Raw genomic sequence first — 13,320 nt, 5'->3', positions numbered from 1 at the left:
AGGGGACGTCGTTCCGTCCTGCTCATGGTGATCGCGGCGCTGTTCGTGGTGGGCTGGTCGCCGATGGCGGGCGCGGGCCCGTTCGGCGGCGACCCGTGCCGTCCCGCCGACAACCCGGCGCCCGAGCAGTACGGCTCCGGCACGGACGGGATGATCAAGCCGCCCGACTACCCGAGCGAGGAGCTGAAGCGGACCCCGGCCGACCGGATGACCTACTACGACCGGTACGGGACCGCCGGGCAGAACTGGTACGCGGTCGACATGGGCTGCTCGGACGCCATGGCGATGATGGGCAACGCCCTGGCCAACACCACCTTCACGCTGGTGCGGGCCATCGACAGGACCACCATCAGCGTCTACCAGGCGGCCGCGTCCGAGTCGCTGCTGGGCTGGCTGAAGAACACCGTGGACGATGTGATCAGCGACATCGGGTCCACGTTCAACGCCCGGTACTGGTCCTGGGTGGTGATCCTCGGCGCGATGTGGCTGGCCTGGTGGGGGCTGGTGCGCAAGCGGGCCAGCAAGGTCACCGAGGGCGTGATCTGGATGGTCGCGGCGATGGTGGCGCTGATCTGGCTGGTGGCGCGGCCCGCCGACTTCACCACGCTGGGGACGAAGGTGTCGGAGGCGACCAGCGCGGCGTTCAACGCGGCGCTGCCGCAGAGCGACACCAAGGGGTCGTCGTGCATTCCGCCGCCCGCGGGCAAGCCCGATCCGACGCGCCAGGCGAACGTGGACTCGACCACGCGCAACGCCAACGGCCTGTGGGTGGCGCTGGTGTGCAAGCCGTGGCTGATGGGCGAGTTCGGCACCACCGACCCCAACGCCAAGATCGTCAAGGACAACGCCGACAAGCTGCTGTGGTCGCAGGCGGTGGACCTGACCGAGACCTACGGCGGGCAGAAGGTCGACCTGGCGAAGAAGGCCGACGCCTACAAGGACGTGGCCAACGACATCAAGGAGAACCACGCCGGGACCTACCCGCTGTTCCAGGGCAAGAACTGGGAGAACAGGCTGGCCGTGGCGTTCGGCGGGCTGTTCGCCGCGCTGGTGGCCGGGCTGCTGATCATGGTGATCGCGATCGCGCTGATCGTGGTGAAGATCGCGTTCCTGCTGCTGCTGGTGGCCGGGCCGATCTTCCTGGGCATCGGGATCCATCCGGGCATCGGCCGGGTGATCGCGGTGCGCTGGCTGGAGCTGCTGCTGTCCATGCTGCTCAAGCAGGCCGCGCTGATCGGCGTGCTGTCGCTGCTGCTGTGGGCGTACGGGCTGATCCTCGGGGAGACGCTGCCGTGGGGCCTGCAGATCCTGCTGATCGCGCTGGTGACGTTCGCGGCGTTCGTCTACCGCAAGCCGTTCCAGCACCTGTTCTCGGCCGTCGGGTACTCGGCCATGGGCGAGCGGACCAAGAGCGAGCGCCAGCTCGACAAGTCGGTCGCGGTGGCGCGCACCAACACGGCGGCGGTGGCGGGCGCGCTGGTCCCGGGCATGGGCAACCGGCTCGGCCGCGTCGGCAGGAACGAGGGAACGGTGGAGCCCGGCACGGTGCCCGGCGAGGGACCGGCCGCCGGGGCGGGCATCGATCGGCGGGCCGCCGGGGCGGGGGCGGGCGACGGCTCGTCGCCGGAGGCGGCGCCCGTGCTGGCGGCCAAGCCGCGCGGCGGGGGAGTGTCGGCGGCGGCCCAGGGACGGTCACGGCGTGGCGCCCCGCCGCTCAACCTGCCGACGCGCGGCGGGTCCGGTGACGGTGGCGCGGCCGGTTCCGACCGTTCCTCCGGTGACGGCGGCGGAGGCGGGCTCGCGGGTGCGTTCGGGCGCGGATCGTCCGGCGGTTCGGGCGGCTCCGGCGGAGGGAAGCGTTCCGGCGGCTCCGGTAAGGGGTCGGGCACAGCCCGTCCCACGTCGTGGACGGCGCGTCCCGGCAGCGGCGGATCGAACGGCGGTTCCGGCGGGAACGGCTCGGGCGGCGGCAACGGCTCCTCACGAGGCGGCGGCTCGGGTGGCGGCGGCTGGTTCGGCGGCGGACGTGGACGTGAACGCGGCGGCGGGTCCGGGTCGGGCGGCGGCTCGTCCCCGTCCCGCGGCAGGGGCGGTGGCGCGCCCGCGCCGAGCAGGCCCGGTGAGCCCGCGCCCGGGGTGCCGAAGCCGCGCGGCGCGTCGAGTTCGGACAGGGGCGCCGGTGGCAGGCCGCAGCCCCCGCCGCTGTGGGGGCGGCGCGATTCCGGTGAAGGGCCCCCGCTCCCGTTCTGGCTGCGTCCCGTGGAGGACGGGGATGCGGAGCGGAACGACTAGATGAACCTGACGGACAGGCAGCGCAAGTTGTTGTTCGCGGGGCTGGTGGTGGTGCTGGCCGTCGTCGGGATCTACCTGACGCTGGCCGCCCCCGACACCGGCGGCTCGGGTGACGGGGACGGCGACGCGGGCGGGCCCCGCGCCGCGACCGCCGGCCCGGCCGGTCCCGCGGCGCCGCCGCCGGGGATCTCCGGGCCGGTGTCGTCGAACGAGTTCGACGTGTACCGGTTGCTGCCCTTCTCCCGCCAGGAGTTCGCGACGGCCGCGGGCCTGGCGCAGCGCTTCACCGCCGCGTACGGGACGTACCGGTACGACGAGGACCCGCAGGCGTACGCGGACCGGCTGGCGCCGATGGTGACCGAGGAGCTGCTGGTCGAGCTGCGGCGGTCGTCCGCCTCGCCCGGCATCCTGGACGAGCGGCGGCGCCAGCGGGTGGTGGCGCAGGGCAGCGCCACGCTCGACCGGGTCCGCGACATCGAGGACAACTCGATCATCTTCCTGGTCACCGGCAAGCAGCAGGTGACCAAGGACGGCAGGCAGGCGCAGGAGAGCGAGCAGTACGCGGTGACGGTGGCGCGCAGTGGCAGCACGCTGCGGGTGTACGCGTTCGCTCCCGCGGACACGGGCCAGGCGGGTGACACGGGCGGCACGGGCGACACCGGGCAGGAAGGCGGCACGGGATGACCCGGCGCCGGTTGCTGCTCGCGGCGGCGCTGGGCGCGGCCGGGACGCTGTTCGCCGCGCTGATGATCGTCCCGGTGCTGTTCGGCGCCAGCCAGTTCATGTTCGGCGGTGGCGGAGCGGGCGCCGCGAACTGCGTCGACACCTCGCAGGCCGGCGCGCAGCCCGCCGAGGCGCAGGACGCCCGCGCGATCCCGGCGAACTACCTGGAGCTCTACAAGAAGGCGGGCGCGGAGTACGGCATTCCGTGGAACGTGCTCGCCGGGATCGGCAAGGTCGAGACCAGCCATGGCACGTCGCGGCTGCCGGGCGTGAGCAGCGGCGAGAACTACGCGGGCGCGGGCGGCCCCATGCAGTTCCTTGAGCCGACGTTCCGGTCGTTCGGCGTGGACGGCGACGGGGACGGCAAGAAGGACCGCTACGATCCGGACGACGCGATCCCGTCCGCCGCCCGCTACCTCAAGCACAACGGCGCCCCGGAGCGGATGCGCACCGCCCTGTTCATGTACAACCACTCGTGGGACTACGTGAACCTGGTGCTCGACTGGGCGAAGCGGTACGTCGGCGGCGACTTCACGATCGTCCAGTCCAACGGCATCGACTGCGAGGACGACCGGCTGCCGGCGAACGCGAGCGAGCTCGTCCAGCAGATCATCTCGTTCGCGATGGCGCAGCGCGGCAAGCGGTACGTGTTCGGCGCCAACGGCCCGGACGCCTGGGACTGCTCCAGCCTGCTGCAGGGCGCGTACCGCAGCGTCGGCCTGTCCATCCCGCGTACGACGTTCGAGCAGTGGCCGTTCGGAGTGAAGATCGCCAAGGGGCAGGAGCAGCCGGGCGACCTGGTGTTCTTCAACTCGGGTCCGGGCACCGGGCCGGGCCGTCCGGGCCATGTCGGCATGGTGATCGACAAGAACAAGATGATCGTGGCGAGCTGCGCGACGTGCTCGCCCAACATCGGCGTCAAGCCGTACCGGCGCCCGGACTGGGTGGGCACGACACGCCCGCTCGCCAGGCCCGACCTGCGCCGCCGGGTGGAGGAACTGGCCGCCCGGGCCCAGACCGGAGGCTGACCGGCCTTCCCGGCCGGTCAGCCGGGGGTGAGGCGCCGCGGGCCGAGCAGCCGTTCGATCAGCCGGGGTTCGCCGGGCCAGGCGGCGAGGAGCACCTCCCTGGGCACCCGGCGGGCGGCGTACCGCAGCGCCAGCGCGACCACGACGATGTCGTCCAGCGGGCCGATGACCGGCAGGAACTCGGGGCTGAGGTCGATGGGGCCGGCCACCCACAGCCCCGCGAACACGATGGCGAACTTGGCTCGCCTCGGCACGCGGGGGTCGCGCCGCAGCCTCCGGACGGTGGTGGCGCAGTCGGGCAGGAAGGCCGCCAGGTCGCGGGCCAGGCCGGGCGGCAGCGTCCGGGCCAGCAGGATGAGCACGCCCCAGGAGAGGACGATCAGCGCCGCCGCCGCGCCGAGCCCGATGAGCCAGTCGCGCACCACACTCCTCCTCCGGGAAGGGTGGTTCAACCGTACCGGCGCCCGCCATGACCAGGAACGTCGACGTCTTGTGGCCGAACGCCGCCCGCGACCACCGTGCGGCGGTATGCCGTGAACGGCCCGTTAATCGGAACGATCGCGTGCTCCGGCGTGGCATGCTGGCCGCGTGGAATCCGAGATCAGTGTCCGGGTCGCGAGCGACCTGCTGAGGTTCCTTCCCGCCGCGCGGCGGCAGGAACGGCAGACGGTCGCGCACGACGGCACGTCGACCGTGGGCCACATCGTGGAGTCGCTGGGCGTGCCGCTGACCGAGATCGGCCCGCTCACCGTCGACGGCGAGCCGGTCGGTCCCGCGCACCAGCCCGCCCCGGGCACCGAGGTGAGCGTCGAGGCCGTGCCCAGGCCGCAACCCGTCCCGCTGGACGAGGGCCAGACCGCGCCCCGCTTCCTGCTGGACGTCCACCTCGGCACGCTGGCTCGCCGCATGCGCCTGCTCGGACTCGACACCGCGTACCACAACGACATGGACGACCCCGCGCTCGTGGTGCAGGCGAACGAGGAGCGCCGTGTCCTGCTCACCCAGGACCGTGGCCTCCTGCGCCGCCGCGCCCTGTGGTTCGGCGCGTACGTGCGCGGGTCCCGCCCCGACGACCAGCTGCACGACCTGCTGGAACGGTTCGCGCCTCCGCTTGCTCCCTGGACGCGCTGCACCGCGTGCAACGGCGTGCTGGTCGCGGTCGACAAGGAAGAGGTCGAGCGCGACCTGGAGGACGGTACGCGCCGCAGCTACGACGTGTACGGCCGCTGCACCGAGTGCGGCCAGGTCTACTGGAGGGGCGCCCACGGGGGTCACCTGGAACAGATCGTCCAGGACGCGATCCGGGTCGTCGGCGCCGTCCGGCCCGCCCCCATGGCCGGGTACCGGGAAGGAGCGGCATCCTGAGCGGCGACCCCGGCATCGACGCCATGGACACCCGGAGGTCGGCGCCATGAACACCGTGGTCGGAGCGGCGATCATCGCCGGTGGACGGTTGCTCGCGGCGCAGCGGGCGGAGCCGGAGGAGCTGGCGGGCGGCTGGGAGTTCCCCGGCGGCAAGGTCGATCCCGGGGAGTCGGACGAGGACGCGCTGCTCCGCGAGTGCGCCGAGGAGCTGGGCATCCGGATCGCGCTGACCGCCCGGATCGGCGCGGACTGGCCGCTGAGCCTGGGCGGCGTGCTGCGGGTGTGGACGGCCGCGATCGTCGAGGGCGAGCCGCGCCCGCTGGAGCATCTGGCGCTGCGCTGGCTCGGCCCCGACGATCTCTACTCGGTGGACTGGCTGCCCGGCGACCTCCCGGTGGTGGAGGCCGTCCGCCCCCATCTGCTGAACGCCGCGCCCTGAGCGCCCCGAGCGCCGTGAAGGGTCACTCGATGCGGTTGGCGGCGGCGAAGTCGGAACGGTCCGACAGCTTCGAGATCTTGACCACGTCGCCGGTCTGCGGGGCGTGCAGGAACATGCCGTCGCCCAGGTAGATGCCCATGTGGTGGAGGCTCGCGCCGAAGTAGACCAGATCGCCGGAGCGCAGCCGGTCCCGGCTCACCTTCGTGCCCTCGTTGACCAGGGCGCCGGTGTAGTGGGGGAGGCCGCTCTTGCCGACCTGCGCGTACGCCCAGACGACCAGTCCCGAGCAGTCGAAGCTGTTCGGTCCGGCGGCGGCCCAGACATAGGGGCTGCCGAGCTTGGTGAGCGCCTTGCGGGCCATTTTGGCGGGCAGACCGGAGCCCTTGACGGTGGCCTTGAGACCGGTGCGGGGGTCCTTGGCGATGGTGGTGGTCAGCTTGTCGAGCTGCTTGGTGACCTCGTCCACCTTGGCCTTGGCGGCGGCGCGGGCGGTCTCGGCCTCCGCCGCCGCCCGCCGGACCTGGGCGGTGTGCGCGGCGGCGGCGCGGCGGGCGGCGTTGGCCCGGTCGATCTGCGCCTGGAGCCGGTTGACGACGGCGGCCTGGTTCCGGGCCAGGTAGGCCGAGGCGGCGAGCCCGCCGGTGTCGCCGCCGCTGAACAGCATGTCGGGGCCGCCGGTCATGTAGTCGGCGGCGGCGAGCCTGGCGAGTTCCTGCCGTGCCGGGGCGACCTGGGCCTCCAGCGCGGCGGCCGTCTTCGCGGCGTCCTGCTCGGCGCGCCGTGCCCTGTCCAGGTCGACCCGGGCCTTGTTGTAGCGCTCGGTGAGCTTCTCGGCCTCGGTGTTCAGCGCGTCCAGCCGCTTGCGCAGCTCGCCCTCGGTGGGCTTCCTGGACGTCCGGGCCGAGGACGAGGCCGAGGGCGAAGGCGCCGCTGCGAGCGCGGCGGCGGAGGCGGCGGCCGGCGCGTGCGCGGGACGGACGGCCGCCTGGGCGGCGATGGGGGCTCCGGCGCCGAAGACGACGACGGCGGCGGAGGCGATGGCGGGCATGGCGAAACGGCGTTCACGGGGTGCCGGTGTCAAACCGTGCTCTCCTCTCCTTCTCCGCCTACCGGGTTAGCTGACGGGTTCGGGCCAGGAGTCGCCCTACGGCGCGCGTCACGGGCACACGCGCCGATTCACCCCGGGGCTAGCTCTGGGTCCCCGGTTCCCTTGCGGGACTCGGCGGTCCGGCCGTCGTCCCGGGGGCGGGACGCCGAACGACCGGATCTGCAGGACTGTACAGAGAACCGGCAAAAGTGGCCAAATAGACCAAATCCACCGGATGGGGCGAAAGGGTGACCGGAGGCCGCGCAGGACCCCGTCCGGCCAAGTAGACTGAGAAGGCCGCGCGTCTGCGGCGATCCCCGAACCTGACCCCAAGGCGAGCCCGCATGCCCATCTCCACGCGCGATGACCTCCGGAACGTCGCGATCGTCGCCCATGTCGACCACGGCAAGACGACGCTGGTCGACGCCATGCTCTGGCAGTCCGGCGCGTTCCGCGAGAACCAGGACGTGGACGACCGCGTCCTGGACTCCGGCGACCTGGAGCGCGAGAAGGGCATCACGATCCTGGCCAAGAACACCGCCGTCCGGCACGCCGGGATGACCATCAACATCATCGACACCCCCGGCCACGCCGACTTCGGCGGCGAGGTGGAGCGCGGGCTGTCCATGGTGGACGGCGTGGTGCTGCTGGTGGACGCCAGCGAGGGCCCGCTGCCACAGACCAGGTTCGTGCTGCGCAAGGCGCTGGCCGCGCGGCTCCCGGTGATCCTGGTCGTCAACAAGACCGACCGCGCCGACGCCCGCATCGACGAGGTCGTGGACGAGACCTACGAGCTGTTCATGGACCTCGACGCCGACGAGGACCAGATCGACTTCCCGATCGTCTACGCCTCCGGGCGGGCCGGCCGCGCGTCCCTCACCAAGCCCGGCAACGGCGAGCTGCCCGACAGCGCCGACCTGGAGCCGCTGTTCGAGGTGATCAAGAGCACCATCCCCGCGCCGTCCTACGACCCCGACGCCCCGCTCCAGGCGCACGTCACCAACCTGGACGCCTCCAGCTACCTGGGCCGGATCGCGCTGTGCCGCGTCCACTCCGGGACGATCAAGAAGGGCCAGCAGGTCGCCTGGTGCCGGCGTGACGGCAGCGTGGAACGGGTCCGGATCAGCGAGCTGCTGATGACCGAGGCGCTCACCCGCAAGCCCGCCGACGAGGCCGGGCCCGGCGACATCATCGCGCTGGCCGGCATCCCCGAGATCATGATCGGTGAGACCCTGGCCGATCCGGACGACCCGCGCCCGCTGCCGCTGATCACGGTGGACGAGCCGGCCATCTCGATGACCATCGGCACCAACACCAGCCCCCTCGCGGGCCGGGAGAAGGGCACCAAGGTCACCGCCCGGCTGGTCAAGGACCGGCTCGACCGGGAGCTGGTGGGCAACGTCTCCCTGCGCGTCCTGCCGACCGAGCGTCCCGACACCTGGGAGGTGCAGGGCCGTGGCGAGCTGGCGCTGGCGATCCTGGTGGAGAACATGCGCCGGGAGGGCTACGAGCTGACCGTCGGCAAGCCGCAGGTCGTCGCCAAGGACATCGACGGCAAGCGGTACGAGCCGGTGGAGCGGCTGACCATCGACATCCCCGAGGAGCACCTGGGCGCGGTCACCCAGCTCATGGCCGTCCGCAAGGGACGGATGGAGCAGATGACCAACTACGGGAACATCGGGGGGTCGGGGGGGTCGTCCCCCACGAGGCGGCAGAGCACCGGCTGGATCCGGATGGAGTTCCTGGTCCCGGCGCGCGGCCTGATCGGGTTCCGCACCGAGTTCATGACCGAGACCCGCGGCACCGGGATCGCCCACCATGTCTTCGAGGGCTACGAGCCCTGGTTCGGCGAGCTGCGCACCCGTCCGTCCGGCTCGCTGGTCGCCGACCGGCACGGCGCCGCCACCGCGTACGCGATCATCAACCTCCAGGAGCGCGGGACGTTCTTCGTCGGCCCCACCACCGAGGTCTACGAAGGCATGATCGTCGGGGAGAACTCCCGGTCCGACGACATGGACGTCAACATCACCAAGGAGAAGCAGAAGACCAACATCCGCTCCTCCACCGCCGAGGCCACCGAGTCGCTGACGCCGCCCCGGCTGCTGTCCCTGGAGGAGGCGCTGGAGTTCGTCCGCGAGGACGAGTGCGTCGAGGTCACGCCGTCCGCCGTCCGCCTGCGCAAGGTCGTCCTGGACGCCAAGGAACGCGAGAGGAGCCGCGCGCGGGCGAAGAGGGCCGCCGCCAACGCCTAGCCACCGCCGACGCCCGCTTGGCCGCCGCGCGCGTGGCCGGCACGTAAGACGCGAAGGGCCGCTCCGGACGTAGTCCGGAGCGGCCCTTCGCGTTCGTGTCCCTACGCGCTCGTGCCCGCCGCCTAGTTCAGCTGGACGGTTCCCGTGACGTCGGCGGCCAGGCGGAGCTGGTCACCGTCGCGGAGGGGGGCCTCCACGCCGCGGGGGAGCCGTTCACCGTTGACGAACGTGCCGTTGGTGGAGCCCTCGTCCCGGACCCAGGCGGCACCGGACGGGTCGAGCCACACCGTCGAGTGGCGCCGCGACACGTTGTCGTACTGCGTGAACGTGGACGCCACCGGGGACTGCCCGGCGTCGCGGCCCAGCACCAGATGCTGCCCGACCGACACCTTCAGCTCCCCGGAGGGGAACTGCACCCGCAGGACGGGCGTGCCCTGCTGCGGCAGGGGGCGCAGGCAGGAGTCGCACTGCGCCTGGCTCGGGTTGGTCAGCACCGCCTCGCAGTACGGGCACATGAACGCCGTGCTGTCGGGGCCCGGACGCTGCTGGCCCTGCGGACCCGGCGGGACGTCCGGCGGCAGCAGCGTCGCCTCCCTGCCGTGCGGGGGCGGCGGCATGGGCGGCCGTTGCTCGGCCTGGTGGGACGGGCCTCCGTACGGAGGGTTGTCCCCTGGCTGGCCGTAGGGCGGCGGGGGCGCGTACTGCTGCTGTTGCTGGTCGGGCATCTGCCCCTGCTGCTGGCCCCATTGGTCCTGGGACGGCGGCGGGGGAGGGGGAGCGGCCCACGGGTCCTGCTGCCCCTGCTGGCCGCCCTGTGGCGGTGGAGGCGGGGGCGCGTACTGCTGCTGGCCGCCACCGCCCTGGGGCGGTTGCTGCCCGCCCTGGGGCTGCTGCTGGTACGGCGGGGGAGAGGCCCAGCCACCCTCCTGACCCTGGCCGCCTTGCTGCCCGGCTCCGGGGCCCGGCTGAGGCGCGCCCCATGGGTCCTGCGACATCGGCGGGGGCTGTTGCTGCTGTGCCGGCTCACCGTACTGCTGCTGGTCGCCGTACGAAGGCTGCTGAGGCTGGCCGCCGTACTGCGGCTCGGGTGCACCGTACTGCGGCTCGGGGGCGCCGTACTGGGGTTCCGGTGCCGCGTGCTGCCCGCCCGGCTGACGCTGGCCCTGACCGTACTGCCCCTGGCCTTGCTGGCCCTGCTGCTGGCCGTAGGGGGAGTCGCCGAACTGGGGCATGTCGGGGTAGGGCGCCTGCTGGTAGCCGGGCTGCTGGCCCTGCTGCCCCTGTCCTTGGCGGTACGGGTCGTACGGCTGCTGCCCGGGCGGCTGCGGCGGCCCGGGGGGAGGCTGGTTCCGCGGCTGGCCTCCGGCGCGCGCCAGATTGGCACCGCAGCTCAAGCAGACGAGATCTCCCTGCTGGAAGGGCTCGTCACAGACAGGGCATTTCAAGGTCGCCATGACACTTCCCCCGCTCGTACCCCGGCGCGCTCCAGCGTCGATGTGAGGTGTTGCATGTCACCTCTCCGCGGGATCCCGATGTAGTACACCCGCCTTCCCTCCGGCCCCTCGTCCACGGAAACCTGCACTCGAGGCCCTGTGTCTTCCTGTTCGTCGTCGGTGCCGGCCTCCTCGGGCGACCCGTAGCGCTCCTCCCCCAGCGGGGACAGCGGCACGAGACGCTGGTTGGCCGACCCCCTCCAGAGTAGAGAGCCACTGGGGACCTGTCGCCTCTTCGGGTTGAGCCGGTCGATGTACGGCCCCGCGACGATCGCGTCACACCCCTCCAGGATCTCGCGCGCCTCGGCGGAACGCGAGAGCCGAGAGTAGACATATCCGCTGTAGACCAGAATGTCCAATGGAATCGTCTCATGGTGCGACTCGTCCCACCACCTGCGGATACCGCGCACCAACGCGGCCACCGCCTCGGGCTGCTGGAACGGCTCCCCGCCGGAGATGGTCACGCCCTCCACCGGGCCGGGCAGCGACGCCAGCCACCCCAGCACCGCCTCCACCGGCACCTCCTTGCCGGGATCGGCCTCCCACGTGTCCCGTGACAGGCACCCGGGGCAGTGCAGCGTGCACCCCTGCGTCCAGATGCCCGCCCGGATCCCCGGACCGAGCGTGGTCACCGGGTAGTGGGCCTTGGCCAGCAGCAGCCCCGTCCCGCTCACCGCAGATCCAGGTGAACGATGCTGCCCTCCCGCCTGATGGCGGTGACGGAGATCTCCTCGTCCGGCTTCAGCTCGCGGTCGAACAGCGCGCGCGCCAAGGGGTTGACGAAATACGACTCCAGGGCCATCCCGATCCCGCGGCCACCCTTGTCCAGCTCGGCCGTGCACCACTCGCGCAGCGTCGCCAGCGGCTCGCTCTTCACCGTCAGCACCAGCCGGTGCTCCTCGGTGACCCGGCGGCAGATGTTGGCCAGTTGCAGGTCGAAGATCTTCTGCGCCGCCTCCGGGCCGATGAAGTCGAACACCACGATGTTGTCGCCGAACCGGTTGAGCAGCTCGGGCCGGTTCAGCACCTCGGTGAAGTGGTCGGCCACCGCGCCCTTGATGCGCTGCTCGATCTCGTCGTACGGCATCCCGGGGGCGATGTTCCGGATCCGCAGGGGCGCCACGCCGGTGCCGGGGTCGGGGCGCGCCGTGATGTCGTCGCCGAGCACGTACATCCCGAGGTTCGAGGTGAAGATGAGGATCGACTCGGAGAAGTGCACGGTGTTGCCGCGCCCGTCGGTCAGCCGGCCGTCCTCCAGGATCTGGAGGAACTTGTCCAGGATCCGCGGATGCGCCTTCTCGATCTCGTCGAACAGGATCACCCGGAACGGGTCCTCGCGCACCGCGTTGGTCAGCTCACCGCCCGCCTCGTGCCCCACGTACCCGGGCGGCGACCCGATGAGCCGGTCGCCGGACCCCTCGCCGGAGAACTCGCTCATGTCGAAGCGCAGGTACGCGCCCTCGTCCCCGAACACCAGCTCGGTGATCGCCTTGGCCAGCTCGGTCTTGCCGGTGCCGGTCGGGCCGGCGAAGAACAGCACCCCGCGCGGCCGGCTGCCCGACCGGGTCGCCTGCGCCCCGGACAGGCCCAGCACCGCCCGCTTGAGGATGTCCAGGGTCTTGGTCACCGCCTGCGGCTGGCCGATCACCCGCTCCGGGACGCGGCGCTCGCCCTCCAGCACCCGCCGCCGCAGATGGCCGCGGCTCCAGGGGTTGTCGAGGACGCCCAGCTTGTAGGTGCGCACCGCGTCCGGCAGGTCGGCCAGGTCGACGTTGCGCTCCTTCGCCAGCCGGGTCACCTCGATCATCGATTGCAGGGTGAGCCCATCGGCCTGCTCGGCGAAGGCGTCGCAGGCCGCGGCGGCGACCTGGTCGCCCCCCACGTCGCTCACGCCGAACGCCCTGGCCAGCAGCCGCGCCGTCTCCTGCCGGTCGCCCAGGTGCGGCCGCGGGATGGTGATCTCCCTGATGTTCTCGTTGTCGGCGGTCAGCCAGGGCGGCAGGTCGCCGGGCCGCTCGACCAGCCAGATGATCGGGTTGTAGAGCGGTTTGGGACGCGCGCCCACCACCCGTACCGGGCGGGCGGTGCGCGACAGCTTCGCGCAGAACCGGAAGAAGTCGCGCTCGGCCGGCTCCAGGTCGGTCGGCGTCCGCGCGATCCTGGACGCGGAGTCGATGACGAACGCGGCGCGCACGTTCTCCGAAGGACGCGCGACCGCCGCCAGGTGCCGCGTCAGCGCCTCCAGCGACGGCTTGTCGGCCGCCTTCCGCTTCCCCAGCAGCCGTTCCGCCGCCCGCGCCGCCTCCTCGGAGATCTCGTCGCCGTCGTCGGGGTGGATCTGCATGCCGTCGACCGGGTCGTACACCACCATGCAGGAGAACCCGCTGGACCGCAGCGACTCCCAGAGCAGGTCGCGCAGCGTCAGCAGCCGGGCCGGGCCCGTGCCCTCAAGGGGAGGGGCGAGGAAGCTGTCGTACAGGTTGCCCGACAGCACGTACTGGGAGTGCACGGACAGCGTGGCGTCCAGCTCCCGGATGAACGGCGGCCAGCCGGGCAACCGGCCCCCCAGGGTCGGCGACTCGACGCTCACACGCTCGTCCCCCTCGGCACTCTCGTCTCATGGCCGGCCCCCGTCTGGCTG

General features: G+C 72.2%; 11 protein-coding genes and 1 riboswitch. Of the genes, 6 read left to right on the top strand and 5 right to left on the bottom strand.

From position 1 onward, the window contains the following. Positions 1-24: 24 nt before the first annotated feature. From ACGWYJ_RS04710 to ACGWYJ_RS04700, 3 genes are read left to right on the top strand one after another with little or no spacing between them, the layout of a single operon-like run. Positions 25-2,292, top strand: coding sequence for a type IV secretion system protein (locus ACGWYJ_RS04710; protein WP_395104318.1), 2,268 nt, complete (start codon positions 25-27; stop codon positions 2,290-2,292). Further along, positions 2,293-2,976, top strand: a complete 684-nt coding sequence (locus ACGWYJ_RS04705) for a hypothetical protein (protein ID WP_395104316.1) — start codon at positions 2,293-2,295, stop codon at positions 2,974-2,976. Next, complete coding sequence (locus ACGWYJ_RS04700; protein WP_395104315.1) at positions 2,973-4,043, top strand: NlpC/P60 family protein; 1,071 nt, start codon at positions 2,973-2,975, stop codon at positions 4,041-4,043. Before ACGWYJ_RS04705 ends, ACGWYJ_RS04700 begins: the two co-directional genes overlap by 4 nt. A gap of 17 nt (positions 4,044-4,060) precedes the next feature. On the opposite strand, the gene ACGWYJ_RS04695 is transcribed toward ACGWYJ_RS04700, so the two are convergent. Next, positions 4,061-4,465, bottom strand: coding sequence for a YkvA family protein (locus ACGWYJ_RS04695; protein WP_395104314.1), 405 nt, complete (start codon positions 4,463-4,465; stop codon positions 4,061-4,063). 166 nt (positions 4,466-4,631) lie between these two features. Here ACGWYJ_RS04695 and ACGWYJ_RS04690 point away from each other — a divergent pair, with 166 nt between their 5' ends. Together ACGWYJ_RS04690 and ACGWYJ_RS04685 are read left to right on the top strand one after the other, a co-directional pair. Beyond that, a complete protein-coding gene (locus tag ACGWYJ_RS04690) occupies positions 4,632-5,408 on the top strand; it encodes a Mut7-C RNAse domain-containing protein (protein ID WP_395104313.1) in 777 nt (258 codons plus the stop codon). Between the two features lie 46 nt (positions 5,409-5,454). Further along, the gene (locus ACGWYJ_RS04685) at positions 5,455-5,847 is read left to right on the top strand and encodes a (deoxy)nucleoside triphosphate pyrophosphohydrolase (protein WP_395104312.1); all 393 of its coding nucleotides are present in this window, start codon (positions 5,455-5,457) and stop codon (positions 5,845-5,847) included. A gap of 22 nt (positions 5,848-5,869) precedes the next feature. On the opposite strand, the gene ACGWYJ_RS04680 is transcribed toward ACGWYJ_RS04685, so the two are convergent. Further along, a complete protein-coding gene (locus ACGWYJ_RS04680; RefSeq protein WP_395104311.1) occupies positions 5,870-6,928 on the bottom strand; it encodes a C40 family peptidase in 1,059 nt (352 codons plus the stop codon). Positions 6,929-6,934: 6 nt separating this feature from the next. Continuing rightward, a riboswitch (cyclic di-AMP (ydaO/yuaA leader) is annotated at positions 6,935-7,082 on the bottom strand. A 196-nt stretch (positions 7,083-7,278) separates the two neighbouring features. On the opposite strand from ACGWYJ_RS04680, the gene typA reads away from it, so the two are divergent. Beyond that, positions 7,279-9,186, top strand: a complete 1,908-nt coding sequence (gene typA, locus ACGWYJ_RS04675) for a translational GTPase TypA (protein ID WP_395104310.1) — start codon at positions 7,279-7,281, stop codon at positions 9,184-9,186. 122 nt (positions 9,187-9,308) lie between these two features. On the opposite strand, the gene ACGWYJ_RS04670 is transcribed toward typA, so the two are convergent. From ACGWYJ_RS04670 to ACGWYJ_RS04660, 3 genes are read right to left on the bottom strand one after another with little or no spacing between them, the layout of a single operon-like run. Continuing rightward, on the bottom strand, positions 9,309-10,580 hold the full coding sequence (locus ACGWYJ_RS04670) for an FHA domain-containing protein (protein WP_395104309.1): 1,272 nt from the start codon (positions 10,578-10,580) through the stop codon (positions 9,309-9,311). A gap of 47 nt (positions 10,581-10,627) precedes the next feature. After that, positions 10,628-11,353, bottom strand: a complete 726-nt coding sequence (locus tag ACGWYJ_RS04665; protein WP_395104308.1) for a 4Fe-4S single cluster domain-containing protein — start codon at positions 11,351-11,353, stop codon at positions 10,628-10,630. Then, a complete protein-coding gene (locus ACGWYJ_RS04660; protein ID WP_395104307.1) occupies positions 11,350-13,269 on the bottom strand; it encodes an AAA family ATPase in 1,920 nt (639 codons plus the stop codon). Before ACGWYJ_RS04660 ends, ACGWYJ_RS04665 begins: the two co-directional genes overlap by 4 nt. Positions 13,270-13,320: the final 51 nt, after the last annotated feature.

Source organism: Actinomadura sp. SCN-SB (genome assembly GCF_043906805.1).
Taxonomy (GTDB): domain Bacteria; phylum Actinomycetota; class Actinomycetes; order Streptosporangiales; family Streptosporangiaceae; genus Spirillospora.
This window is presented reverse-complemented; position numbering and strand designations above follow the sequence as displayed.

What these genes read in the sequence shown, in the direction of transcription:
- ACGWYJ_RS04710 (WP_395104318.1), top strand. Translation starts at nt 25, where the DNA reads ATGGTGATCGCGGCGCTGTTCGTGGTGGGCTGGTCGCCGATGGCGGGC.
- typA (WP_395104310.1), top strand. Translation starts at nt 7,279, where the DNA reads ATGCCCATCTCCACGCGCGATGACCTCCGGAACGTCGCGATCGTCGCC.
- ACGWYJ_RS04705 (WP_395104316.1), top strand. Translation starts at nt 2,293, where the DNA reads ATGAACCTGACGGACAGGCAGCGCAAGTTGTTGTTCGCGGGGCTGGTG.
- ACGWYJ_RS04685 (WP_395104312.1), top strand. Translation starts at nt 5,455, where the DNA reads ATGAACACCGTGGTCGGAGCGGCGATCATCGCCGGTGGACGGTTGCTC.
- ACGWYJ_RS04700 (WP_395104315.1), top strand. Translation starts at nt 2,973, where the DNA reads ATGACCCGGCGCCGGTTGCTGCTCGCGGCGGCGCTGGGCGCGGCCGGG.